Source organism: Sphingomonas sp. SRI_018 (assembly GCF_057586275.1).
Window position 1 is genome coordinate 1 of sequence record NZ_JBYCZO010000002.1, and the last position, 23,375, is coordinate 23,375.

21 protein-coding genes and 1 riboswitch are annotated in these 23,375 nt (G+C 70.1%); of the genes, 10 read left to right on the forward strand and 11 right to left on the reverse strand.

From position 1 onward, the window contains the following. The 4 genes from AC2YHA_RS11890 to AC2YHA_RS11905 all read right to left on the reverse strand — a co-directional run. Window positions 1–2,000, reverse strand: a 2,000-nt coding sequence (locus tag AC2YHA_RS11890) for an AAA family ATPase (protein ID WP_487401744.1), incomplete at its 3' end; no start/stop codon positions are given. A 325-nt stretch (window positions 2,001–2,325) separates the two neighbouring features. Beyond that, window positions 2,326–3,072, reverse strand: a complete 747-nt coding sequence (locus AC2YHA_RS11895; protein ID WP_487401745.1) for a DsbA family protein — start codon at window positions 3,070–3,072, stop codon at window positions 2,326–2,328. A gap of 21 nt (window positions 3,073–3,093) precedes the next feature. Beyond that, complete coding sequence (locus tag AC2YHA_RS11900; RefSeq protein ID WP_487401746.1) at window positions 3,094–3,771, reverse strand: DsbA family protein; 678 nt, start codon at window positions 3,769–3,771, stop codon at window positions 3,094–3,096. After that, on the reverse strand, window positions 3,771–4,277 hold the full coding sequence (locus tag AC2YHA_RS11905; protein WP_487401747.1) for a DUF721 domain-containing protein: 507 nt from the start codon (window positions 4,275–4,277) through the stop codon (window positions 3,771–3,773). The genes AC2YHA_RS11900 and AC2YHA_RS11905 overlap by 1 nt, the downstream gene beginning before the upstream one ends. A 57-nt stretch (window positions 4,278–4,334) precedes the next feature. Here AC2YHA_RS11905 and AC2YHA_RS11910 point away from each other — a divergent pair, with 57 nt between their 5' ends. Genes AC2YHA_RS11910 through nudC form a run of 3 tightly spaced genes read left to right on the forward strand, consistent with a single transcriptional unit; the run spans window position 4,335 to window position 7,515 of the window. Beyond that, on the forward strand, window positions 4,335–5,333 hold the full coding sequence (locus AC2YHA_RS11910; RefSeq protein ID WP_487402300.1) for an A/G-specific adenine glycosylase: 999 nt from the start codon (window positions 4,335–4,337) through the stop codon (window positions 5,331–5,333). Continuing rightward, window positions 5,324–6,640, forward strand: coding sequence for a serine hydrolase domain-containing protein (locus tag AC2YHA_RS11915; RefSeq protein WP_487401748.1), 1,317 nt, complete (start codon window positions 5,324–5,326; stop codon window positions 6,638–6,640). The genes AC2YHA_RS11910 and AC2YHA_RS11915 overlap by 10 nt, the downstream gene beginning before the upstream one ends. Further along, the gene (gene nudC, locus AC2YHA_RS11920; RefSeq protein WP_487401749.1) at window positions 6,637–7,515 is read left to right on the forward strand and encodes an NAD(+) diphosphatase; all 879 of its coding nucleotides are present in this window, start codon (window positions 6,637–6,639) and stop codon (window positions 7,513–7,515) included. The genes AC2YHA_RS11915 and nudC overlap by 4 nt, the downstream gene beginning before the upstream one ends. On the opposite strand, the gene AC2YHA_RS11925 is transcribed toward nudC, so the two are convergent. Then, on the reverse strand, window positions 7,512–8,402 hold the full coding sequence (locus tag AC2YHA_RS11925) for a prephenate dehydratase (protein ID WP_487402301.1): 891 nt from the start codon (window positions 8,400–8,402) through the stop codon (window positions 7,512–7,514). The two genes, nudC and AC2YHA_RS11925, sit on opposite strands and share 4 nt — an antisense overlap. A gap of 109 nt (window positions 8,403–8,511) precedes the next feature. On the opposite strand from AC2YHA_RS11925, the gene AC2YHA_RS11930 reads away from it, so the two are divergent. Beyond that, window positions 8,512–9,183, forward strand: a complete 672-nt coding sequence (locus AC2YHA_RS11930) for a c-type cytochrome (protein WP_487401750.1) — start codon at window positions 8,512–8,514, stop codon at window positions 9,181–9,183. Window positions 9,184–9,327: 144 nt separating this feature from the next. Here AC2YHA_RS11930 and AC2YHA_RS11935 read toward each other — a convergent pair whose 3' ends face one another. Together AC2YHA_RS11935 and AC2YHA_RS11940 are read right to left on the reverse strand one after the other, a co-directional pair. Beyond that, window positions 9,328–10,206: an LOG family protein gene (locus AC2YHA_RS11935; protein WP_487401751.1), complete on the reverse strand. Its 879-nt coding sequence runs from the start codon at window positions 10,204–10,206 to the stop codon at window positions 9,328–9,330. 34 nt (window positions 10,207–10,240) lie between these two features. Continuing rightward, on the reverse strand, window positions 10,241–10,930 hold the full coding sequence (locus AC2YHA_RS11940; RefSeq protein ID WP_233784697.1) for an extensin family protein: 690 nt from the start codon (window positions 10,928–10,930) through the stop codon (window positions 10,241–10,243). 171 nt (window positions 10,931–11,101) lie between these two features. Here AC2YHA_RS11940 and AC2YHA_RS11945 point away from each other — a divergent pair, with 171 nt between their 5' ends. The 4 genes from AC2YHA_RS11945 to AC2YHA_RS11960 all read left to right on the forward strand — a co-directional run bounded on the left by AC2YHA_RS11945 (window position 11,102) and on the right by AC2YHA_RS11960 (window position 17,416). After that, a complete protein-coding gene (locus AC2YHA_RS11945; protein WP_487401752.1) occupies window positions 11,102–12,259 on the forward strand; it encodes a phosphoserine transaminase in 1,158 nt (385 codons plus the stop codon). A gap of 108 nt (window positions 12,260–12,367) precedes the next feature. Next, window positions 12,368–13,945 carry a phosphoglycerate dehydrogenase gene (gene serA / locus AC2YHA_RS11950; protein ID WP_487401753.1) on the forward strand — a complete coding sequence of 526 codons (1,578 nt, stop codon included), beginning with the start codon at window positions 12,368–12,370 and terminating at the stop codon, window positions 13,943–13,945. Between the two features lie 138 nt (window positions 13,946–14,083). Next, window positions 14,084–15,169, forward strand: coding sequence for an ATP phosphoribosyltransferase regulatory subunit (locus tag AC2YHA_RS11955; protein WP_487401754.1), 1,086 nt, complete (start codon window positions 14,084–14,086; stop codon window positions 15,167–15,169). A 93-nt stretch (window positions 15,170–15,262) separates the two neighbouring features. Then, a complete protein-coding gene (locus AC2YHA_RS11960) occupies window positions 15,263–17,416 on the forward strand; it encodes a TonB-dependent receptor (protein WP_487401755.1) in 2,154 nt (717 codons plus the stop codon). Between the two features lie 48 nt (window positions 17,417–17,464). Here AC2YHA_RS11960 and era read toward each other — a convergent pair whose 3' ends face one another. The 4 genes from era to lepB all read right to left on the reverse strand — a co-directional run bounded on the left by era (window position 17,465) and on the right by lepB (window position 20,223). Beyond that, the gene (era, locus tag AC2YHA_RS11965) at window positions 17,465–18,358 is read right to left on the reverse strand and encodes a GTPase Era (RefSeq protein ID WP_487401756.1); all 894 of its coding nucleotides are present in this window, start codon (window positions 18,356–18,358) and stop codon (window positions 17,465–17,467) included. Next, on the reverse strand, window positions 18,355–18,678 hold the full coding sequence (locus AC2YHA_RS11970) for a GIY-YIG nuclease family protein (protein ID WP_233784688.1): 324 nt from the start codon (window positions 18,676–18,678) through the stop codon (window positions 18,355–18,357). Before AC2YHA_RS11970 ends, era begins: the two co-directional genes overlap by 4 nt. Window positions 18,679–18,745: 67 nt before the next feature. Next, window positions 18,746–19,411 carry a ribonuclease III gene (rnc, locus tag AC2YHA_RS11975; RefSeq protein WP_487402302.1) on the reverse strand — a complete coding sequence of 222 codons (666 nt, stop codon included), beginning with the start codon at window positions 19,409–19,411 and terminating at the stop codon, window positions 18,746–18,748. Beyond that, complete coding sequence (gene lepB / locus AC2YHA_RS11980; RefSeq protein ID WP_233784686.1) at window positions 19,408–20,223, reverse strand: signal peptidase I; 816 nt, start codon at window positions 20,221–20,223, stop codon at window positions 19,408–19,410. The genes rnc and lepB overlap by 4 nt, the downstream gene beginning before the upstream one ends. A 79-nt stretch (window positions 20,224–20,302) precedes the next feature. Between lepB and pgi the strand changes: the two genes are divergently transcribed. Both pgi and gcvT read left to right on the forward strand, forming a co-directional pair. Further along, window positions 20,303–21,793: a glucose-6-phosphate isomerase gene (gene pgi, locus AC2YHA_RS11985; RefSeq protein ID WP_487401757.1), complete on the forward strand. Its 1,491-nt coding sequence runs from the start codon at window positions 20,303–20,305 to the stop codon at window positions 21,791–21,793. A gap of 192 nt (window positions 21,794–21,985) precedes the next feature. Beyond that, a riboswitch (glycine riboswitch) is annotated at window positions 21,986–22,080 on the forward strand. Window positions 22,081–22,240: 160 nt separating this feature from the next. After that, window positions 22,241–23,374 carry a glycine cleavage system aminomethyltransferase GcvT gene (gcvT, locus tag AC2YHA_RS11990; RefSeq protein WP_233784684.1) on the forward strand — a complete coding sequence of 378 codons (1,134 nt, stop codon included), beginning with the start codon at window positions 22,241–22,243 and terminating at the stop codon, window positions 23,372–23,374. Window position 23,375 lies beyond the last annotated feature (1 nt).

The following is a 23,375-nucleotide window of genomic DNA, read 5'->3' on the forward strand; positions in this document are numbered from 1 at the left end:
GAATCGAGCAGCCGCCGGGCATCGGCGGCGGCGCGGCGCGCCTCGGCGATGGTGGCGTCGATCCGGGCGAGCTCGGCGTCGGCCGTCTCGACCGCGCGCACCGCCGCCGGCCGCGCCGCCTCGATCGCGCGCAGGCGGTTGAGCCGCTGCAGCCGCTCGGCCGCCGCCGCGCCGCCCTGGCGCGCGACATAGCCGTCCCAGCGCCGCAGCACCCCGGCCAGCGTCACCAGCCGCTGGCCGACGGCGAGCGGCCGGCCGTCGTCGCTGTCCACCACCAGGATCTGCCGCAGCCGCCGCGTCAGCGCGGCCGGCGCCTTGACGTGATCGGCGAGCGGGCTCGCCGCCACCGGATCGTCGGGCAGCGGCTCGGCGCCCGCCCAGTAGCGATCGGCCTTGGCATCGAGCCCGGCCTCGAGATCGTCGCCCAGCGCCGCCGCCAGCGCGCGCTCATAGCCCGGATCGGGGCGGAGCTGGTCGAGCAGCTTGTCCCCGCCTGTCGTCCGCGTCGCCTTGGCCAGCGCCGCCGCCTCGCTGTCGAGCGCGGCGAGCTCGGCATGCGCCTCGGCGCGGGCATTCTGCGCATGATCGCGCCCGGCGATCGCACCGCGCTCCTCGGCGTCGGCGCGGGCGAGCGCGGTGCGCGCCTGCTCGGCATGGCGCTGGCACTTCGCGCGCTCCTCGGCGGCGCGCTTGCGCTCGGCCTTGAGCGGCTCGGGATCGGCGAGCCGTGCCGCCTCCGCCGCCAGCGCGGCCTTGTCGCGCTGCGAACGGTCGCGCCGCTGGCGCGCGGCGGCGAGCGCGGCGTCGGCGACCCTGGCGTCCGCCGCCTCGGCCGCCTGCTCGGCCAATGCCTGCGCCAGCGCCACCTCGGCATCGCGCGCGCCGCGCTCGGCTTCGGCGAGCGCGGCCTCCAGCGCCGGCAGGCGGTCCGTGCCTTCCGCGATGCGCGCCTCGAGCGCCTTGCTTTCCTCCCCCAGCCGCTCGAGCGCCTCGGCGGCGTCATGCGCCAGCGCCCCCTCGCGCGCGCGGTCGTCGACCAGGCGTCTCGCCGCGTCCTGCAGCTCGACCAGCCGCCGCTCGGCGCTGTCGCGTTCGGCGCGCAGCCCGGCGAGCTTGTGCCCCGCCTCGCTCGCCTGGTCGCGCGCGGCGAGCGCCGCGGAGCGCGCCACCACCAGCAGCTCGGTCGCCTTGGCCTGCGCCGCCTCGGCCATGCGCGAGGCCTCGCCGCGCTCGGCGACCAGCGCCTCGGCGGCGGCGGCCTCGGCCTTGGCGGCATCGGCGGCGGCAGCGGCATCGCGCCAGCGCGCGAAGATCATCCGCGCCTCGGCGACGCGGATGGTGGCGGAGAGGGTGCGGTAGCGCTCCGCCTGCCGCGCCTGGCGCTTCAGCGCGGCGGCGCGCGCCTCCTGGTCGGAGATCACCTCGTCGAGCCGGGCGAGGTTGGTCTCGGTCGCGCGCAGCTTCTGCTCGGCGTCCTTGCGGCGGACGTGCAGGCCGGCGATGCCCGCCGCCTCCTCCAGCATCGCGCGGCGCTCGGCGGGCTTGGCCTGGATGATCGCGCCGATCCGGCCCTGGCTCACCAGCGCCGGCGAATGCGCGCCGGTCGCGGCGTCGGCGAAGGCGAGCGCGACGTCCTTGGCGCGCACGTCGCGGCCGTTGATGCGATAGGCGGAGCCGGCGCCGCGCTCGATCCGCCGCACCACCTCCAGCTCGCCGTCGCCTTCGCCCCCCTCACCTGCCACCTCGTCGGCGAGGATCGACACTTCGGCGAAGTCGCGCGGCGGCCGGCTCGCGGTGCCGGCGAAGATCACGTCCTCCATGCCGGCGCCGCGCATCGACTTGGCGCTGGTCTCGCCCATCACCCAGCGCAGCGCCTCGAGCAGGTTGGACTTGCCGCAGCCGTTGGGACCGACCACGCCGGTCAGCCCGGGCTCGATCCGGAGGTCCGCCGGGTCGACGAAGCTCTTGAAGCCGGTCAGTCTGAGCCGCTTGATCCGCATGGCGCTAGGACCGGCCGAGGTTCGGACGGGCCGCGCGACCGGCGCCAAGGGGAAGGGAGTCGCGCTTCATTCGTTCACTTTGCTCCACTTGTCCCCCGGGGCTGTGCGGCGGCAGCCTCCAGTCCAAGTCAAGCAAAGCAAATCCTATTAGGGAAGCGATTTGTTGGGCGAAACGATCTCTCATCGTCACCCCGGACTTGTTCCGGGGTCCACCCATCGACTTCTTCAGCCGATAAAGCCTCTAGCTCAGCACGAGCGGCACGGTGGACCCCGGAACAAGTCCGGGGTGACGGTGGAGAGGGGCGAATCATCGCCCCCCTTCCAGCTACCGCGCCCCGGCGTTGCGCAGCGCCGGCTCGAGCTGCGACCAGGACACCACCCCCTCGACCGGCTTGTCGTTGAGGATGAAGGTCGGCGTACCGGTCACCAGCCCGCTCGCGCCGGCATCGTTGGTGACCTTCGCCAGCGCGTCGATCGCCTTCTGGTCGGTGAGGCACGCACGTGCCTTCGCCTCGGGCACGCCGCGCTGCTTGAAGAAGTCGATCAGCTTGAGCCGCTCCGCCCAGGCGGTCGAAACCTGGCCCGGCGGTTTGCCCTGGAGGCTGGCGGTGAACGCCTGATCCTTGCTCGCCGCCTCGAGCGGCTCCAGGTAGCTCAGCTGGTTCTGGTACATCTGCTCGAGGATGACGAAGAACGGCTCGGTGCCGACGCAGGTGCCGAGCAGGCTGGCGGCGAGGTCGGGGGCGCCATGGACCAGGAACTCGCGGAACTCGTAGCTGACCTTGCCGGTCGAGACGTACTTCTGCTCGAGCGGCTGCATCCCCTCGCGCCCGAAGATGCCGCAGGTCGGGCAGGTGCGCGAGCCGTATTCGACCAGCTTGAGCGGCGCATTTGGATTGCCCAGGCGATAACCCTGCTCGGTCTTCTCGACCACGTCGGTCCATTGCTTGCCGGCGGGCGGCGCCGCGCCGGCGACCGGCGGCGCCTCGGCGGTGCTGTTGGCGCCGGTCGATCCGCCGCCGCCGCATCCGGCGAGGGCGATCAGCGCGGTGAGGGCGAGGAGGTTGCGCATTCCTTGGTTCTCTCCTGGGATCTATCGGGCGCCGGCGGCGCGGAGCTTGGGCTCCAGCGTCGCCCAGTCGAAGGTATTGGCGGCGAGCGTGCCGTTGATCTCGAAGCCGGGCGTGCCGTTGATCTTGGCGAAGGCGGCGTCGGTCATCTTGAGGATCGGGCTCAACGTGGCGTCGCCCTTGAGGCAGGCGCCGAGCGCGGCCGGCGTCACCCCGTGCCGCGCACCGATCGCGCTGAGGCCGCTGTTGTCGGCGACCGCCCGGAGCTGCGCCGCCTGCGGCATCGCCTTCACCGCGGCGAGATTGGCTTGGACATAGGCCTCGCCCTTCTTCATCCAGTCGTCCTGCGCGGCGAAGATCGCGCTGCTGAGGCCGGCGAAGCGGCGCGGCCCGCCGCAGCGCGCCACCACCCAGGCGGCGAGGTCGAAGGGATCGCGCGCGGCGCTGCGCGTCTCGACCCGGACAGTGCCGTCGCGCACCATGCGGTCGTGCAGCACCGCCTTCGATTCGGCGGCGAAATGCGCGCAATGGGGGCAGGTGAAGCTCAGATACTCGGTCAGCGCCACCTTGGCCGCGGGATTGCCGACGGTGAAGCCGCCCGTCGCCGGCGCGACGCCGACATTGGTGCGCCAGTCGCGCGCCTGGGGGGGCGCCGCGGCGGTGAGGAGCGCGCCGAACAGGAGCGCGAGGAGGATGCGCATCAGTTGATCTTGCCGATCTTGGGAATGGGGCCGGCGCCGACGCCGGCGGCGAGCCCTTCAAGGACGGCCTTGAGCTCGGGGTCGGCGATGGTGCGCAGGCTGTCGCCGAGCTCGATCGGAACCGGCCGGACGGCGGGCGGGGCGACGCGCTGCAGCCGCTTGATCTCGCCCTGGCGGATGACGATGCGGCCGACCGCGGCATAGCCGAAGAAGCGGTTGACCCGCTCGATGATCTCCGGGCCGATGTGCTGCATCATCGTCGCGTGCGGGCCCGAGACGGTGAGCGTCAGCGTGCCGTTAACGCGCTCGCCCATCGGAAAGCGGATCGAATCGGGCGCGGAGACGCGGGCGTATTTCTCGCCGACGATCTCGGCCCAGCGGCTGATCACCGAGGATTGCACGAAGCCGAAGCGGCGGAAGGCGGCGCGGCCCACGTCGGGGAGCAGCTCGCTCACCTTGCGGACGCGATTCGCACGCTGCGGTTCGGGGGCGTCGGGCTTCGGCATCGCGCTCACCCATGCCATAGGGCGCGGGTGTCCGCAAAGCCTTCCATCTCCGACCAGCTGCTTGCCTGGTACGACGCCAACGCCCGCGTGCTGCCGTGGCGCGCGCCGCCGCGGAGCAACGCCGCCGATCCCTATCGCGTGTGGCTGTCGGAGGTGATGCTGCAGCAGACCACCGTCGCCGCGGTGACGCCGCGATTCGAGGCGTGGGTCGCGCGCTGGCCGGACGTCGCGAGCCTCGCCGCGGCGTCGGAGGAGGAGGTGATGGGAGCGTGGGCGGGGCTCGGCTATTATGCCCGGGCGCGCAACCTCGTCGCCTGCGCCCGCGCGGTGGCGGCGCGGGGCGGCTTCCCGACGACCGAGGCCGAGCTCAGGCAGCTTCCCGGCATCGGCGACTATACCGCCGCCGCGGTCGCGGCGATCGCCTTCGGCCGGCGGGCGGTGGCGATCGACGCCAATGTCGCGCGCGTGGTCGCGCGGCTGTTCGCGCTGGCGGACAAGGCCGACGTGCCGGCGCATGCCGAGCGCATCACGCCGGACCTGCGCGCCGGCGACTTCGCCCAGGCGATGATGGACCTCGGCGCGACCGTCTGCACGCCGCGCGGCCCGCGCTGCCTGCTCTGCCCGCTGCGCACCGAATGCCGGGGATTCGCGAGCGGCACGCCCGAGGCGTTTCCGGCCAGGGCGGCCAGGAAGGCGCGGCCGACCCGTCACGGCACGATCTTCTGGCTGGAGCGGGACGGCCGCGTCCTGCTCGTGCGCCGTCCGCCGAAGGGATTGCTCGGCGGGATGCGCGCGCTGCCGACCGGCGCCTGGGCGGAAGCGCCGCCGGGCCTCGCCGGCGCCCCCGCTGCGACGGACTGGCGGCTGCTCGAGGACGAGGTCACCCACGTCTTCACCCATTTTCGGCTCGAATGCCGGCTTGCGGCCGCCTCGATCGCGGCGCAGGAAGTGCACGCGGAGGGCGAATGGTGGCCGATCACCGATCTTGGCGCGGCGGGTTTGCCGACGCTGTTCGCCCGCGCGGCGCAACTGTTCGGGAGAGAGCGATGGGGATGAGATTGGCGGCGGCGATCCTGCTGGCGGGCAGCGTGACGGCATCCGCATGGGCCCGGCAGGCGCAGCCGGCGCCGGCGCCGGCTCCGGCGGTTCAGGCGTCGATCGGCCGCTACCCTGCCCTCAAGACTCTGGTCGACCGCTATGTGGCGGAGGGCAAGACCAACGGCATCGTCGTCGCGATCGGCGAGGGCAGCGCGCCGCCGACCTTCCTCGTCGCCGGCACCATCGCCGCCGAGCCGGGGTCGGAACCGGCCGGTCCCGACAGCCTGTGGCGGGTCTATTCGATGACCAAGCCGATCACCGCGATGGCGGCGATGATGCTGATCGAGGACGGCCGGATGTCGCTCGACCAGCCGATCAGCGACTTCATCCCCGCCTTCAAGGACATGAAGGTGCTGACCGACCCCGCCAACAGCCTCGCCGCGCGGCCGGCGGCGCGGCCGATCACGATCCGGCACTTGCTGACCCATACGGCGGGGCTCGGCTACACCATCGTCACCAAGGGGCCGCTGCTCGATGAATACAACCGGCTCGGCATCGTCCCGGCGGCGGTCAACGTCAGCACCGAGAACGGCCTGCGCAAGGTGCGCCCGGCGACCTTGCAGGAATTCGCCAACCGCGTCGCCGGCCTGCCGCTGATCGCCGATCCCGGCACCGAATGGAGCTATTCGATCGCCCTCGACGTGATGGGGGCGGTGATCGAGAAGGCGAGCGGCATGACGTTCGACGCCTTCGTGCAGAAGCGGATTCTCGGTCCGCTGAAGATGACGTCGACCTTCTGGCAGGTGCCCGCCGCGGACGTCGGCCGCCTCGCCAGCAACTATGTCTGGGTCGGCGACAACCGCGTGCCGATCGATCCGGCGGCGACCTCGGTCTATCTCCAGAAGCCGAGCTTTCCCTATGGCGGCGCCGGCCTCGTCATGTCGGCGCGGGACTATGACCGTTTCCTGCAGATGCTGCTGAACGAGGGCGAGGTCGACGGCGTGCGCGTGATGAAGCCGGAGACGGTGCGGCTCGCCATGTCCAACCTGCTGCCGCCGGGCGTCACCTTCGGCGGCGTCGGTGGCAACACCGGCGGCGACGCCAGTCCCGAGCAGGGCTATGGCGCCGGCGGCTCGGTCTACCTGCGCGACGTGCCCGGCGGGGCGAGCAAGGGCACCTACGGGTGGGGCGGCGCCGCCGGGACGGTCGCCTGGGTCGACCCGGTGCGCAAGGTCCGCGGCACGGTGATGGTCAACTATTTCCCCTCCGACAAATGGCCGCTCCGTGCCGACGTCGTGAAGGCGCTTTACGCCGATCGTCCGTGAGCGTGCGTCCCGGCTTCACCGGCGGCTGGCTCGACCGCGCCGACCATGTCCGCATGAATGCCGATGCCCTCGCCGCGGCGGCGGGCGACTGGCGCGCGCGGCTGCTCAAGCTCGACGGCAGCTTCGATCCGATGATCGGCGATGACGGCAAGCTCGCCTGGTCGAACCTCGCCGAGCGCGCGGATGATGGGGAGCTGCTGTTCCTGGGCCTCGACGCGGGCGGCCGCCCTCATTTCGCCGAGACGCGGCTCAGCGATCCGCCGGCGGTGGACCGTTCGCCGGCGCTGTTCGGGATGCTGGCGCTCATGCCCGACGAGGAAGCGGCGGTGTTCGCCGCCGCGCGCCATCTCGTCTCCTGGCACGCGCGGCACCGGCGCTGCTCGGTCTGCGGCGCAGGGACCGGCCTGATCCGCGGCGGCTGGGCGCGGGTCTGCCCTGACTGCGGCGCGGAACATTATCCGCGCGTCGATCCGGTCGTCATCATGATCGCCGAACACCAAGGCCGTGCGCTGGTCGGCCGCGGGCCGAGCTGGCCCGCGCGGCGCTATTCGGCCCTGGCCGGCTTTGTGGAGCCTGGCGAGACGATAGAGGAGGCGGTGGCCCGCGAGATACACGAGGAGGCCGGCGTGCGCGTGCGCGACGTCCGCTATGTCGCGAGCCAGCCTTGGCCGTTCCCGGGCTCGCTGATGATCGCCTGCATCGCCTTCGCCGACGACCCGGCGATCACGATCGACCCGAACGAGCTGGAAGACGCGATGTGGGTCTCGCGCAAAGACGTCCGCGCAGCGTTGGCAGGCGAGGAAAGCGCCCCCTTCCTCTGCCCGCCCCGCTACGCGATCGCGCACACGCTGCTGACCGCCTGGCTCGGCGATTAGGGCCGCGGCCGCGCCTGGCGGTATGTGCCGAGCAGGCGCAGCCACTTGGAGTGGAAGCCCAGCTCCTCCAGCGCGCGGTCGACCGCCGGCTCGCCTGGGCGGCCGACGATGTCGGCGTAGAATTCGGTCGCAGCGAAGCTCGCGCCGCGCTGGTAGCTTTCGAGCTTGGTCATGTTGACGCCGTTGGTCGCGAAGCCGCCGAGCGCCTTGTAGAGCGCGGCGGGCACGTTCTTCACCTCGAAGATGAAGGTGGTCATGAACGGCTCGTCGCCCTCCAGCGGCCGTGAGCCCCGCGCCAGCGTCACGAAGCGAGTGACGTTGTGCTCGGCGTCCGACACGTCCTCCTCGAGCACGTCGAGGCCGTAAAGCGCGCCCGAGGCCGGCGGCGCGAGCGCGGCGATCGTCGGATCGCCCTTCTCCGCCACCATCGCCGCGGCGCCGGCGGTGTCCGGATAGGCGACCGGCGCGATGCCGTGCGCGCGCAGCCAGTGACGGCACTGGCCGAGCGCCTGGGGGTGGCTCATCGCCTCCCGGATCCCCTCGCGCGGGCCCTTGGCGAGCAGCGCGTGGCGGATCGACAGGAAATGCTCGCCGACGATCACCAGCCCCGATTCGGGCAGCAGGAAGTGGATGTCGGCGACGCGGCCGTGGAGCGAGTTCTCGATCGGGATGATCGCACAGCCGGCCGTGCCCTTCTGCACCGCCTCGATCGCGTCGGAGAAATCAAAGCAGGGGAGCGGCAGCCCGTCCGGCACCGCCTCCATCGCCGCGACATGGCTGTTGGCGCCCGGCGCGCCCTGGAAGGCGACCGCGCGCTCGGGGTCCGCGGCGGCGGCTTCGGCCATGCGGGCGACGATCGGACGGGCGGGGGCGGCGAAATTCTCCATGATGCCGGGCGCGTAGCCGTCGCATTTCATCATCGCAAGCGCGGCTTGCCGCGACGAAATGTGCGCCTTAAAGGAGCACGACCTTTCTAGTTCTTCCATCGGCGGGCAAATGGACAATCGGACCAACACGATCGCGGGCTGGGTGCTGGCTGCATGCGTTTCCGCGCTGGGGCTCTCGATCGTGAGCGGCATGGCATTCCACGGCGAGAAGCCCGAGAAGATGGGCTATCCCATCGAGGGCGTCGAGGAGAGCGGCGGGGCCGCCGCGGCCGACAAGCCGATCGCCGCCCGCCTGGCGACCGCCGATCCGGCGAAGGGCGCCGAGGTGTTCAAGAAGTGCGCGGCCTGCCACACGATCAACCAGGGCGGCGCGAACGGCGTCGGGCCGAATCTCTACGCCACGCTCGGCGAAGGGATCGCACAGGGCAAGGGCGGCTTCGCCTTCTCCGACGCGCTGAAGAAGGTCGGCGGCACCTGGGACTTCGACAAGATGGACGCGTGGCTCAAGAGCCCGCGCAAGTTCGCCGACGGCACCAAGATGACCTTCGCCGGCCTCGGCAATGCCGACGATCGCGCCAACGTGATCGCTTATCTGAACCAGCAGGGCTCGAACCTGCCGCTCCCCGCCGCTCCGGCCGAGGGGGCTGCGCCGGCGGCGGCCGATGCCGCGACCAAGGCCGGCGAGGCGGGTGAGACCGCCAATGTGGCCAACGCCGCGGCGCCTGCTCCGGGCGCGCCGACCGTCGACAAGGCGGCAGCGGTCGAAGCCGAGAAGCACTAAGGTCTTTGGACCACTTCGTCACCCCGGCCTTGTGCCGGGGTCCACTAAGCAGCCAGGCACTGGTTTCGAGGTTCCAGCCGGAACCTCACCGCCTGTCCTCGTGGAGAAGTGGATGCCGGAACAAGTCCGGCATGACGATATAGGTTACGGCACCATCATCCCGCCGCGATCGCGGTAGAAGGCGCGGACCACGTCCCACCCCTCCTCCGCCGTCTCGACATAGGTGAACAGGCTAAGGTCGCGCGGAGAGATCACGCCTTCCTCGCAGAGCGCCGGGAAGTTCACCACCCGCTCCCAGAACTCGCGCCCATAGAGCAGCACCGGGATCGGCGCGATCTTGCCGGTCTGGATCAGCGTCAGCAGCTCGAACAGCTCGTCGAACGTGCCGAACCCGCCCGGAAAGGCGGCGAGCGCACGCGCGTGGAGCAGGAAGTGCATCTTCCTCAGCGCGAAATAATGGAACTGCAGGCTGAGGCGCGGCGTGACATACTGGTTCGGCGCCTGCTCGTGCGGCAGCACGATGTTGAGCCCGATCGTCTCGGCGCCGACGTCGGCCGCGCCGCGATTCGCCGCCTCCATGATCGACGGGCCGCCGCCCGAGCACACCACGAAATGGCGCTTGCCGGCCTCGTCGACCGGGAAGCCGCTGGCGAGCCGGGCGAGTTCGCGCGCGACCTCGTAGTAACGCGATTTGGCGGCAAGGCTTTCGGCGATACGCTTGGCCTCGCCCTCGGGCGCGGCGGCGACCAGCGCCTCGGCCTTGTCGGGCGCCGGGATGCGCGCCGATCCGTAAAAGACGAAGGTGGAGGCGATGTTCGCCTCATCGAGCAGCAGCTGCGGCTTCAAGAGCTCGAGCTGGAAACGGACGGGACGCAGATCCTCGCGCAGCAGGAAATCCATGTCCTGGAAGGCGAGGCGGTAGGCCGGATGCTCGGTCTGGGGGGTGCTGATGCCCTTCCTGGCGGTCTCGGCATCCTGCTCGGCGCGCGGGAAGACGCGCGCGGGGACTTTCGTGTCGGTCATTTTTGCGGGCCTTAGAGGAATGCGCGGGTCTTGGCTATCGGCAGAACGGCCGGCCGCCCATGTCGAAATGCAGGTGGTTGTAGTGCGCGGCGTTGTAGTCGGGGCTCAGCACCGTCCTGAACCGCTTGCAGGCGGAGGCACGGACGATCTGGAGGAAGTCGCGCACCGCCGGATCGGGATTACGCCAGTCCTGCTCGATCGCGATCCGGCGCCCGTCGGCGAGCACGAAGGCGGAGACATCGACGGCATTGGCATGCGCATGTTCGGAGAGCTTGCCGGCGGTGGCCCCGCCGCCGCCGATGATGCCGCGGCACGAATAGGTGCCGAAGGTCTCGATCCTCACCACCGGGCTGCCGAGGATCTCGCGTCCGGCCGGCACCACGCCGTAGCGCGCCCAGGCGACGAAGGTGCGCGAGAGCGGGCAGGTCATCGCCTTGAGGTTGGTGGTGGGCACGCCGAAGTCGATGAGCTGGACGGTGCCGGTCAGGATACAGCCGCCGCCGAAGTCGCGGTCGGGCAGCGGCGAATAGCGGACGTTCGCGCCGGAGAGATCGGCGAAGCATTGCCGCGTCTCGCGCGACGGTTCCGAGCTGAGCGTGATCGGCGCGCTGTTGCGCGGTCGCGGCGCGGGCCGCTCGCCGCCGCAGGAGGTGAGCATGAGCGTCAGCGCCAGCCCCGCCACGCCGGCGACGCGCCGCCGTCCACCCCGCCCATACACTCGCATGGACGGGACTTTGCGGCATGGCAGACTCGGGCACAAGGCCGCGGTGACGAAGGGGATCGCCAAATGCGGCAGAACGCACGCCCGCGCTTGACAGCAGCCGCCGCATCGTTAGGGCCGCCGGCGGGCCACGCGGTCCCAACGCCGCGCGTGCTCTCTGCAAGGAGAGTCTACATGACTGATACGCTCGTACCCGGCGCCACAGCTGCGCCCGCCAAGCCCGCCACCAAGCCGGCGCGCCCCCACTTCTCCTCCGGTCCCTGCGCCAAGCCTCCCGGCTGGTCGCCCGAGAAGCTCGCCGTCGACGTGCTCGGCCGCTCGCACCGCTCGAAGCTCGGCAAGGCCCGGCTCCAGTACGCCATCGACCTGATGCGCGAGCTGCTCCAGCTGCCCGACACGCACCGCATCGGCATCGTGCCCGGCTCCGACACCGGCGCGTTCGAGATGGCGATGTGGACGATGCTCGGCGCCCGCGGCGTCACCGCGCTGGCCTGGGAGAGCTTCGGCGAGGGCTGGGTGACCGATGCGGTCAAGCAGCTCAAGCTCGAGCCGACCGTGATCCGCGCCGACTATGGCCAGCTCCCCGATCTCGACAAGGTCGACTGGTCGGACGACGTACTGTTCACCTGGAACGGCACCACCAGCGGCGTGCGCGTGCCCGACGGCGAGTGGATCCCCGCCGACCGCGAAGGGCTGAGCTTCGCCGACGCGACCAGCGCGGTGTTCGCCTACGACCTGCCGTGGGACAAGATCGACGTCGCCACCTTCTCCTGGCAGAAGGTGCTGGGCGGCGAGGGCGGCCACGGCGTGCTGATCCTCGGCCCCCGCGCGGTCGAGCGGCTCACCGAATATACGCCGGCTTGGCCGCTGCCCAAGGTGTTCCGGCTCGTCTCCAAGGGTGCGCTCGCCGAGGGCGTCTTCAAGGGCGAGACGATCAACACCCCGTCGATGCTTGCGGTCGAGGATGCGATCTTCGCGCTCGAGTGGGCGAAATCGGTCGGCGGGCTGAAGGGATTGATCGCGCGCTCCGACGCCAATGCCGCCGCGCTCGACAAGATCGTCGCGGAGCGTGATTGGCTCGGCCATCTCGCGGTCGACCGCGGCATCCGGTCGAAGACCAGCGTATGCCTGACCGTCGAGGGCGCCGACGAGGCGTTCATCAAGAAGATGGCCTCGCTACTGGAAGCGGACGGCGCGGCGTTCGACATCGCCGGCTATCGTGATGCCCCGGCGGGGCTGCGCATCTGGTGCGGCGCCACGGTCGACACCGCCGATATCGAAGCGCTCGGCCCGTGGCTCGACTGGGCCTACGCGACGGCCAAGGCGGGCTGACCTGCCCCTGGGCACCCGCGCAGGCGGGTGCACAGGGCCGCAAGCGGTTCCCCTCGCAACTCTAGGCTCCCGCTTTCGCGGGAGCACATGCTCTTGAAAGGCACGCACATGCCCAAAGTCCTCATCAGCGACAAAATGGACCCCACTGCCGCCGAGATCTTCCGCGCGCGCGGGATCGAGGTCGACGAGATCACCGGCAAGACGCCGGATGAGCTTAAGGCGATCATCGGCCAGTACGACGGCCTCGCCATCCGCAGCGCGACCAAGGTGACCAAGGAGATCCTCGACGCCGCGACCAACCTCAAGGTCGTCGGCCGCGCCGGCATCGGCGTCGACAACGTCGACATCCCGCACGCCTCGGCCAAGGGCGTGGTGGTGATGAACACCCCGTTCGGCAACTCGATCACCACCGCCGAGCATGCCATCGCCCTGATGTTCGCGCTCGCCCGCCAGCTGCCAGAAGCCGATGCCTCGACCCAGGCCGGCAAGTGGGAGAAGAACCGCTTCATGGGCGTCGAGCTGACGTCGAAGGTGCTGGGGCTGATCGGCGCCGGCAACATCGGCTCGATCGTCGCCGACCGCGCGATCGGCCTCAAGATGAAGGTGATCGCCTATGATCCCTTCCTCAGCCCCGAGCGTGCGATCGAGATCGGGGTCGAGAAGGTCGAACTCGACGAGCTGCTCGCCCGCGCCGACTTCATCACGCTGCACACGCCGCTCACCGACCAGACACGCAACATCCTGAGCCGCGAGAACCTCGCCAAGACCAAGAAGGGCGTGCGCATCATCAACTGCGCGCGCGGCGGGCTGGTCGACGAGGCGGCGCTCAAGGAGGCGCTCGATGCGGGCCATGTCGCCGGCGCCGCGCTCGACGTGTTCGTGACCGAGCCGGCCAAGGAGTCGCCGCTGTTCGGCACGCCGAACTTCATCTCGACCCCGCACCTCGGCGCGTCGACCAGCGAGGCGCAGGTCAACGTCGCGATCCAGGTCGCCGAGCAGATGGCCGAATACCTCACCACCGGCGGCGTCACCAATGCGCTCAACATGCCGAGCCTGTCGGCGGAGGAAGCGCCGCGCCTGAAGCCCTACATGGCGCTGGCCGAGGAGCTCGGCAGCCTGGTCGGCCAGCTCAGCCACGGCGCGATCCCGCGCATCTCGATCCACACCGAGGGCGCGGCGGCCGAGCTCAACCCGAAGCCGATCGTGAGCGCGGTGCTCGCCGGATACCTGCGCACGCAGACCGCGACGGTCAACATGGTCAACGCCCCCTATCTCGCGAAGGAGCGCGGGCTCGAGGTACGCGAGGTACGGACCGAGAAGGAAGGCGATTACCACACGCTGCTGCGCGTCTCGGTGAAGACCGACGCCGGCGAGCGTTCGGTCGCGGGCACCTTGTTCGGCAACCAGGCGCCGCGTCTGGTCGAGCTGTTCGGCATCAAGGTCGAGGCCGATCTCGCCGGCCACATGCTCTATGTGGTGAACGAGGATGCGCCGGGCTTCATCGGCCGCCTGGGTTCGCTGCTCGGGCAGGAAGGCGTCAACATCGGCACCTTCCACCTCGGCCGCCGCGAGGCGGGCGGCGAGGCGGTGCTGCTGCTGTCGGTCGACGAGGCAGTGACGCCGGACCTCATCGCCAAGGTCCGCGCGCTGCCGGGCGTGAAGACCGCGATGGCGCTGGCGTTCTGATCCTGAGCGGGGGGGGGTGGGAGGTGTTTCCACCTCCTCGTTCGCCCTGAGCTTGTCGAAGGGCCGTCCTTCTTCTAGCCGGGGCAAGTGAGGACCGGGCTTCGGCACGCTCGGCCCGATGAGGGGCTTCATCCATTGATGACCGGCTTGCTTCCCGAGGGCTTCGACGATCGCCTGCCGCCGTTCGCGGATGTCGCGGCGCGGCTGGAGCGAGGCGTGCTCGATGCCGCGCGGCTCAACGGCTATGAGCAGGTCGAGCCGCCGCTGGTCGAATATGCCGACGAGCTCACCCGCCGGTTGAAGGCGGGCGCCGTGCGCGACGCGGTGCGCTTCGTCGATCCGCTGTCGCAGCGCACGCTGGCGATCCGGCCCGACATCACCGCGCAGATCGGCCGGATCGCGGCGACGCGGATGGCGCATCACCCGCGGCCGATCCGCCTCAGCTACGCGGGGCCGGTGCTCAAGCTGCGCGCGTCCGAGCTGCGCCCGGCGCGGGCGATGCGGCAGATCGGCGTCGAGCTGATCGGCCTCGACAGCGTCGCCGCCGCGACGGAGGTGGTACGCGTCGCGGTCGACGCACTCGCCGCGGTCGGGGTGAAGGGACTGTCGATCGACTTCACCCTGCCCGACATCCTCGCGACGCTCGCCGGCGATCTTGCGCCGGAGACGCGGACTGCGCTGAGCGAGGCGCTCGACGCCAAGGACGCGGGCCGCGTCGCCGCGATCGACCGCGCCTATCTGCCGCTGATAGAAGCCGCGGGACCCTTCGCCGCCGCGGTCGAGAAGCTGCGCGCTCATGACAAGCTCGCCAGCCGGCTCGACGGCTTGGTCGCGATTGCCGAGGCGCTGCCGGAGGGTATCGGCCTCACGCTCGATCCCACTGAACGCCACGGGTTCGAGTACCAGAGCTGGGTCGGCTTCTCGATCTTCGGCGGCGGCGCGCGCGGCGAGATCGGGCGCGGTGGCAGCTACACCATCGTCCACGACGGCGGCCGCGAGGAGCCGGCGGTGGGCTTCACGATCGTCGCCGATTCGATCCTCGAATCGCAGGGTCGCTCGGTCGAGCGGCGGCGATTGTTCCTGCCGTTCGGGACCGATGCCGCCGCCGCGGCGAAGCTGCGCACCGACGGCTGGGTGACGGTCGCCGCGCTCACCGGTGACGATACGCCCGAGGCGCAGCTGTGCACCCATGTGCTGACGCGGCATGGGCCGGAGCCGCTGTAGCATCCGATTGTAAGGATCGGCCGGTCCGACTGTTGCTGCGGTGCGACAATTCGGACTTGATACGTTGTAACATTGCTCGTAACAGGCGCGCCCATGCTGAAGCTCGCCTCCGCCGCCAGCCTGATCGCGCTGGCCGTCACCGCCGCTCCCGCCTTCGCGGAAGACACGCCCGCCGCTCCGGCACCTGCTCCGCAGCAGCACGATCATGCCAACGATCCGGGCGACATCGTCGTCACCGGCATCATCGAACGGAGCGAATCGGACGTGCTACAGGGCACCTCGGTCGTCACCGGCGAGCAGCTGACTCGCAGCCTGCGCCCGACCATCGGCGAGACGCTCGCCCGCCAGCCCGGCGTGTCGGCGACGTCGTTCGGGCCGAGCGCGTCGCGGCCGATCCTGCGCGGCTTCCAGGGCGACCGCGTCCGCGTGCTGACCGACGGCATCGGCTCGATCGACGTCTCCAACACCTCGGTCGACCATGCGGTGATCATCGATCCGCTGCTCGCCGAGCGCATCGAGGTGGTGCGCGGGCCCTCCGCGCTGCTCTACGGCTCGTCGGCGGTGGGCGGCGTCGTCAACGTGATCGATACGCGCATCCCGCGCAGCATCCCGGAGGACGGCTATCGCCTGCAGGGGATCGCCACCTACGGCTCGGCCGCCAACGAGCGCACGGTGGGCGCGGCGGGCGACGTCGCGATCGGCGGTCCGTTCGTGGTCCATGCCGACGGCAGCTATTCCAAGTCCGACGACCTTCGGACCGGCGGCTATCTGCTCGCGCCCTGGGCGCGCGCCGCCTCGCTTGCCAGCGCCGGCCTGCCGCAGGATCCGGACGAGGAGCCGATCGACTTTGCCGGCCAGGCCAGGCTCAAGGGCAAGCTCCCCAATTCCTCGGCCGAGACCTGGACCGCCGGCTTCGGCGCCTCGGTGATCACCGACACCGGCAACCTCGGCGTCTCCTACAGCCACTATGACAGCCTCTACGGCGTGCCGATCCGCTATGCGACCGAACCCGGCCAGGAGCAGGAAGCGCCGCGGCTCGACGTCGTGCAGAACCGCGTCGACCTGCGCGGCGAGATCGATACCGGCGGCGGCTTCCTCGACCAGATTCGCCTCCGCATCGGCCACGCCAACTACCGCCATTACGAGCTGGAAGAGGACGGCTCGATCGGCACCGCCTTCTACAACAACGGCACCGAGGGCCGGCTCGAGCTGGTCCAGGCCAATCGCGGCGGCTGGACGGGCGCGTCGGGCGTCCAATATTTCAATCGCGCGTTCAACGTCGTCGGCGACGAGGCCTTCCTGCCGCGCAGCGAGACCAACCAGTTCGGCGTCTTCACGCTCCAGCAGCTCGATCTCGGCGCGTTCAAGGTCGAGGGGGGCCTCCGCTACGAAGTGACCGACCAGGACGCCAAGACGCTGGCCGACGATCTCTCCTTCTTCGGCGGCAAGCGGCATTTCGAGACGCTGTCGGGCTCGCTCGGCGCCTCCTACGCGATCGCATCCGACTGGCGGATCGGCGTCAACGTCTCGCGCACCGAGCGCGCCCCCTCGGCCGAGGAGCTGTTCGCCAACGGACCGCACGCCGGCACCCAGGCCTGGGAGCTCGGCAATCCCTTTTTCAAGACCGAGAAGGGCTGGGGCGTCGAGGCGACGCTGCACGGCCACGGCGACGGCTACAGCTTCGACGCCTCGGCCTATTACAACTGGTTCTCCAACTTCATCTACGAGAACCAGGTGGCGCAGTCGGTGTGCGACGCGGCCGCGGCGCCATCCGGCCGCGACGTCGACCTGCCGTGCTTCCAGTCGCTCCAGGCCGACGCGCGCTACTGGGGCCTGGAGGCCAACGCCTCGGTGCGGCTGGCGCGGCTCGGCGGCTGGACGATCAATGCCGACGCGCTCGGCGACTATGTCCATGCCAACATCGTCGACCAGGGCCCGGCGCCGCGCATCCCGCCGCTCCGCCTTCTCGGCGGGCTCGAGGCGCAGAGCGATGCGCTCACCGGCCGGTTCGAGGTCGAGCATGTGTTCAAGCAGGACCGCGTCACCGATTTCGAGACGACCACGCCGGGTTACACCATGGTCAACGCCTCGGCGTCGTGGAAGCCGTTCGGCGACAAGAAGCTCGACCTGGTTCTCAGCGCCAACAACATCTTCGACGTCGTCGCGCGGCGCGCCTCGAGCTTCCTCAAGGACTTCGCTCCGCTCGCGGGCCGCGACATCCGCGTGACGGCGCGGTTCGCGCTCTAACGGCAAAGGGGGCGTGGCGCCGGCGATCCTCTGACGCCGGCGCCGCGGTCACTCAACCCAGTCGAGCCCGATGTCGCGATAGAGCCCGCGGTCCTCCTCCCACCGCGGGTTCACCTTGACGTGCAGGTAGAGGTGGACCGGCACGCCGAGCAGTTCCTTCAATTCGGCGCGGGCGCGGGCGCCGATCTCCTTGATGCGGCTGCCGCCCTTGCCGAGCACGATCGCGCGCTGGGTGTCGCGCGCGACCAGGATCTGCTGGTGGATCTCGACCGATCCGTCCTCGCGTTCCTTGTAGAGCTCGGTCTCGACCGCGCTGTCGTAGGGGAGCTCGGCATGGAGCTGGTGGTAGAGCTGCTCGCGCGTCACCTCGGCGGCGAGCATCCGGTCGGTGACGTCGGCGACCTGATCCTCGGGGAAATGCCACGGGCCTTCGGGCATCCGTTTCGCGAGTTCGGCCTTGAGCTCGGGCACGCGGTCGCCGGTCGTCGCGCTGACGAAGAAGGTCTCGTCGAACGGCAGCAGTTCGTTGAGCTTGGCCGCGTGGCCGAGGAGGCGCGGCTTGTCGGCAACGTCGACCTTGTTGAAGATGAGCAGCTTTGGCTCGGGCCGCGCCTTGAGCGCTTCGATGATCATGGTCACCTTCGGGCCGATTCCTGCCTTGCCGTCGACCACCAGTGCGATCAGGTCAGCGCCCTCCGCGCCGCTCCAGGCGGCGGCGACCATCGCCCGGTCGAGCCGGCGGCGGGGCTCGAAGATGCCCGGCGTGTCGACCAGCAGGAGCTGGGCGTCGCCCTCGATCGCGATCCCCATCAGCCGCGCGCGCGTGGTCTGCGCCTTGGGGCTGACGATCGCGACCTTCTGTCCGACCAGCGCGTTGACGAGCGTCGACTTGCCCGCATTGGGCGCGCCGACGACGGCGACGAGGCCGCAATGCTGGGTCATGGGGTGTTCCCTTCACCCGTTCGTCCTGAGCTTGTCGAAGGACCGTTCTTGCTCGCCGCAAGCACTGAAATCGCGGCCCAATCCCCTCGAACCAATGCCAGCTTCTTCGCCCGGCTCCAACCCTTGATCCGGCGTTCCGTTTCCAGGGCTTCGAGACGGGTCGGGAAGTCCTGCGACCAGACGAGCTCCAATGGGAGGTACTGCCGAGTGTAGGCGGACTTGCCGGCATGATGCTCGGCAATACGCGCTTCGAGATTGTCGGTGTGGCCGACATAGAACACGCCGCCACGGCAATGGAGCATATAGGCCCAGAAGCTCATCGCCCGCTGTCCCCATCAAAGAACGGTGCTTCGACAAGCTCAGCACGAACGGGGAGAGGGACGAGGCTCATTTCGTTAGTTTCCCGAGCAACGCCGCCGCCGCCGCCGTCTCCGCTTCCTGCTTGGATGTGCCCTCTCCCTCAGCCTCGGCGAGCTTGCCGATCGCGACCTTCACCCGAAAGCGCGGCGCGTGATGCGGGCCGGTGCGGTCGACCACCGCATATTCTGGCGGGCGTCGGTTGTGCGCGGCCGCCCATTCCTGGAGCGCGGACTTGGGGTGCTGCGGCGCGCGGAGCTGGTCGATGCGGCCGGCCCAATGCTGACGGACGAAGGCTCTCGCCGCCTTCAGCCCACGGTCGAGATAGAGCGCGCCGATCAGCGCCTCCATCACGTCGCCGAGCACGTTGTCGCTCGCCGCGGCGCCGTCGTCGCGCGCCTGCTTGCCGAGGCGGACATGCGCCGGCACCCCCAGCTCGCGCGCCACTTCCGCGCAGACCGGGCCGGTCACCAGCGCGTTGAACCGCTTCGAGAGCTGACCTTCGGGCTCGTCCGGAAAACGCTCGTAAAGCCATTCCGACATGGCCAGCCCCAACACACGGTCGCCCAGGAACTCGAGCCGTTCGTAATTCGCCGCGGCCTGGCTGCCGTGCGTCAGCGCACGCTCGAACACGGCGCGGTTGGCCGGAGCCGCGCCGAACGTCGCTGCGAGCCAGGCGTCGAGATCGCTGCTCAGAACCCCATCCCGAGACGCTTCCACCGCGCGGCGGTGAACCAGGTCCACGGCAGGAACCAGTTGGCCGTGCCGTCGGTCGACCAGAAGTTGACCAGCGCCTTGCCTTCGACATTCTCGATCGGCACCAGCCCGATCGCCTCGCCCTCGACCGCGGGGAAGCGGCTGTCGGCGCTGGCGTCGCGGTTGTCGCCCATCATGAACAGGTGACCGGCGGGCACGGTGTAGACGCCGGTATCGTCGGCCTGCGGGTAATAGCCGCGGTCGAGCACGTTGTAGCTCTTGCCGTTCGGCAGCGTCTCGCGGAACTGCTGGTAGCGGCACACAGGCTTGCCGCCGACGTCGTCCTGGAACTGCGCCTCGCAGCCGTAGTTGGGGGTGATCGGCACGATGAAGTCGGCGACGCGCTGCTTGGGCACCGGCTTGCCGTTCAGCACGAGCTGGCCGTGGACCATCTGGATGGTATCGCCGGGGACGCCGATCACGCGCTTGATATAGTCGGCCTTGTTGCCGGGCGGCGCCTTGAACACCACGACGTCGCCGCGCGCGGGCGTCGACGGGAAGATGCGGCCGGGGATCAGCGGCAGGCTGAACGGCAGCGAGTGCCGGGAATAACCGTAGTTCCACTTGGAGATGAACAGATAGTCGCCGATCAAGAGCCGCGGCAGCATCGACTCGCTCGGGATCGAGAAGGGCGAGAGGATGAAGCTGCGGAAGACGAACACGATCAGCGCGAGCTTGATGAGGAAGCTCAGCGTCTCGCGCCATTCGGAGCGCTTGGGCTTTGTCGCCGGAGCGGTAGCGGTGTCGGACATGATGTGCACGGCATGTGGCGGCGCGCCTTGCGCGTCAAGCATTAGGCTTTAGGTGGCGCTGTCCCCCAAGGAGATGCACATGACGGACTGGTCGAAGGTCGAGGCGCTGAATCCCCCCAGCCTGGTCGAGCTGTTCCAGGGCGATCCCGATCGCGTGAAGCGATTCTCGGTCGATGTCGCGGGCATCCATTTCGACTTCTCCAAGACCCATCTCGATGCCGCGGCGATCGCGGCGTTCGAAGGGCTGGCGAAGTCGGCGGGCCTGGCCGCGCGGCGCGACGCGCTGTTCGCCGGCGAGGCGGTCAACACCAGTGAGGGCCGCGCCGCCGAGCACACCGCCGAGCGCGGCGAGGGCGCGGAGGAGAGCGTCGCCCGCGCCCAGGCGCTGCACGCGCGGATGCGCGCGCTCATCGATGCGATCGAGGCCGATGCGCTGGGCCCGATCCGCCACGTCCTCCACATCGGCATCGGCGGCTCGGCGCTGGGGCCGGACCTGCTGGTCGACGCGCTCGGCCGCGAGAGCGCGCGCTACGAGGTGGCGGTGGTCTCCAATGTCGACGGCGCCGCGCTGGAGGAGGCGTTCGCACGCTTCGATCCGGCGGCGACGTTGCTGGTGGTCGCGTCCAAGACCTTCACCACCACCGAGACTTTGCTCAATGCGCAGAGCGCGATCGCCTGGATGGCCGAGGACGGGGTCGAGGACCCCTATGGCCGCGTGATCGCGCTGACCGCCGCGCCCGAGAAGGCGATCGAATGGGGCGTCGACGAGACGCGCGTGCTGCCGTTCGCCGAGAGCGTCGGCGGACGCTATTCGCTGTGGTCCTCGATCGGTTTCCCGGCGGCGCTCGCGCTCGGCTGGGACTCGTTCCAGGAGTTGCTGGAAGGCGCGGCGGAGATGGACCGCCATTTCCGCCTGGCCGCCTCGCATGAGAACGCCCCGGTGCTCGCCGCCTTCGCCGACCTGTTCTACGCGCAGGTCCGGCATTGCGAGACCCGCGCGACCTTCGCCTATGACGAGCGGCTGCGGCTGCTGCCCTCCTATCTCCAGCAGCTCGAGATGGAATCGAACGGCAAGGGCGTCACCGTCGACGGCAAGCCGCTCGACCGTCCCACCGCGCCGATCACCTGGGGCGGGGTCGGCACCGATGCGCAGCATGCGGTGTTCCAGCTGCTCCACCAGGGCACGCACCTGGTGCCGGTCGAGTTCGTCGCCTCGATCGAACCGGGCGATGCGCTGGCCGACGTCCATCACCGCCAGCTCCTCCTCAACGCCTTCGCGCAGGGGGCGGCGCTGATGAAGGGACGGCCCAACGACGACGCCGCGCGCGCCTATCCGGGCAACCGGCCGTCGAGCACGATCCTGCTCGACACGCTCGACGCGCGGACGCTCGGCGCGCTGATCGCCTTCTACGAGCAGCGCGTCTTCACCAGCGCGGCGCTGCTCGGCATCAACCCGTTCGACCAGTTCGGCGTCGAGCTGGGCAAGGAGATGGCGAAGGCGGCCGATCAGGGCGGTGGCGACTTCGATCCGTCCACAAAGGATTTGATCGCGCGCGCGTTCGGCGATTGACCTACTTAAGCCCCTCCCCTTCAGGGGAGGGGTTGGGGTGGGGACTGTCCGCAGGCCACAGGCTCGGTGAGATGGCACTCCCCCACCCCCGACCCCTCCCCTGAAGGGGAGGGGCTTAAGAAGCGCTTTCCCCGATTGACTTGGGGCAGCCGCCCCGCCACAGCTTGGCCGGTCGAGGCCGGGTGACCGGCCGAGGCGCGCGCGGGAGAGAGTGAGGGGCACGCCCCTCGCCGCCGAAGGAGCAACCGCCCCGGAATCTCTCAGGCACAAGGGACCGCGCGAGGCCCGACACTCTGGAAAGCGTCCCGCGCGAGCGGGGCCACCGAAGGGGTAAGCCCCGGCCGCGGCCGGGGTCAAAGCTCTCAGGTTTCCGTGACAGAGGGGGCGGCGGACAATGGCGCGATACGCGCGTTGCCGTCGCAGACCCATCGAAACGGAAGGCCGGCCATGAGCGACGACACTATCGACCAGCCGATCGCCGAGGAGCCGATGACGCTCCCGCTCGACGCCTGGCACCGCGCGCGGGGCGGCCGGATGGTGCCGTTTGCGGGCTATCACATGCCGGTCCAGTACGAAGGGATCATGGCCGAGCATCTGTGGGTGCGCGAATCGGCCGGGCTGTTCGACGTCAGCCACATGGGCCAGCTGCTGCTGTCGGGCGAAGGTCTGGACGCGGCGCTGGAGGCGCTGATCCCGGCCGACGTGAAGGGGCTCAAGGTCCATCAGCAACGCTACTCCCTGCTGCTCGCCGACAATGGCGGCATTCTCGACGACATCATGATCACGCGCTGGCCGGGCGGCATCTACATGGTCGTCAACGGCGCGGTGAAGTTCGACGATATCGGCCACCTGCGCGATTCGCTGCCCGACGACATCACGCTCAACCATATGGACGAGCACGCGCTGCTCGCGCTGCAGGGCCCGAAGGCGGTCGACGCGCTCAAACGGCTGGCGCCCGGCGTCGAGACATTGGTGTTCATGACCGGCGGCCGCTTCGACTGGGCGGGCACGCCGCTGTGGGTCAGCCGCTCGGGCTATACCGGCGAGGACGGGTTCGAGATCTCGATCGCCGCCGACCGCGCCGAGGCGTTCGCCGACGCGATCACGGCCGAGCCCGAGGTCAGGCCGATCGGCCTCGGCGCGCGCGATTCGCTGCGGCTGGAGGCGGGGCTGCCGCTCTACGGCCACGACCTCGATCCCGAGACGACGCCGGTGATGGCCGACCTCGGCTTCGCGCTGTCGAAGCGCCGGCGCGAGGAAGGCGGCTTCCCCGGCCATGCCCGCATCATGCTCGAGCGCGAGCAGGGTCCGGCGGTGAAGCGCGTCGGCCTCGCCGTCGAGGGCCGTCAGCCGGTGCGCGAAGGCGCGCTGGTGGTCGACGGCGAAGGCAGCGAGATCGGCCGCGTCACCTCCGGCGGCTTCGCTCCCAGCGTCGGCGCGCCGATCGCAATGGCCTATGTCGCCGCCGCCTTCGCCGCGCCCGGCAGCAAGGTCACGCTCACCCAGCGCGGCAAGCTGCACCAAGCCACCGTCACCGCCATGCCCTTTGTCCCCCATCGCTATGTCCGCCAGGGAGCCTGAC

Coding starts and splice junctions, on each gene's coding strand:
- AC2YHA_RS11895 (WP_487401745.1), bottom strand. CDS start 3,072: ATGCGCAACCTCCTCGCCCTCACCGCGCTGATCGCCCTCGCCGGATGC.
- AC2YHA_RS11900 (WP_487401746.1), bottom strand. CDS start 3,771: ATGCGCATCCTCCTCGCGCTCCTGTTCGGCGCGCTCCTCACCGCCGCG.
- AC2YHA_RS11905 (WP_487401747.1), bottom strand. CDS start 4,277: ATGCCGAAGCCCGACGCCCCCGAACCGCAGCGTGCGAATCGCGTCCGC.
- AC2YHA_RS11915 (WP_487401748.1), top strand. CDS start 5,324: ATGGGGATGAGATTGGCGGCGGCGATCCTGCTGGCGGGCAGCGTGACG.
- AC2YHA_RS11925 (WP_487402301.1), bottom strand. CDS start 8,402: ATGGAGAATTTCGCCGCCCCCGCCCGTCCGATCGTCGCCCGCATGGCC.
- AC2YHA_RS11930 (WP_487401750.1), top strand. CDS start 8,512: ATGGACAATCGGACCAACACGATCGCGGGCTGGGTGCTGGCTGCATGC.
- AC2YHA_RS11935 (WP_487401751.1), bottom strand. CDS start 10,206: ATGACCGACACGAAAGTCCCCGCGCGCGTCTTCCCGCGCGCCGAGCAG.
- AC2YHA_RS11940 (WP_233784697.1), bottom strand. CDS start 10,930: ATGCGAGTGTATGGGCGGGGTGGACGGCGGCGCGTCGCCGGCGTGGCG.
- AC2YHA_RS11945 (WP_487401752.1), top strand. CDS start 11,102: ATGACTGATACGCTCGTACCCGGCGCCACAGCTGCGCCCGCCAAGCCC.
- serA (WP_487401753.1), top strand. CDS start 12,368: ATGCCCAAAGTCCTCATCAGCGACAAAATGGACCCCACTGCCGCCGAG.
- AC2YHA_RS11955 (WP_487401754.1), top strand. CDS start 14,084: ATGACCGGCTTGCTTCCCGAGGGCTTCGACGATCGCCTGCCGCCGTTC.
- AC2YHA_RS11960 (WP_487401755.1), top strand. CDS start 15,263: ATGCTGAAGCTCGCCTCCGCCGCCAGCCTGATCGCGCTGGCCGTCACC.
- era (WP_487401756.1), bottom strand. CDS start 18,358: ATGACCCAGCATTGCGGCCTCGTCGCCGTCGTCGGCGCGCCCAATGCG.
- AC2YHA_RS11970 (WP_233784688.1), bottom strand. CDS start 18,678: ATGAGCTTCTGGGCCTATATGCTCCATTGCCGTGGCGGCGTGTTCTAT.
- lepB (WP_233784686.1), bottom strand. CDS start 20,223: ATGTCCGACACCGCTACCGCTCCGGCGACAAAGCCCAAGCGCTCCGAA.
- pgi (WP_487401757.1), top strand. CDS start 20,303: ATGACGGACTGGTCGAAGGTCGAGGCGCTGAATCCCCCCAGCCTGGTC.
- gcvT (WP_233784684.1), top strand. CDS start 22,241: ATGAGCGACGACACTATCGACCAGCCGATCGCCGAGGAGCCGATGACG.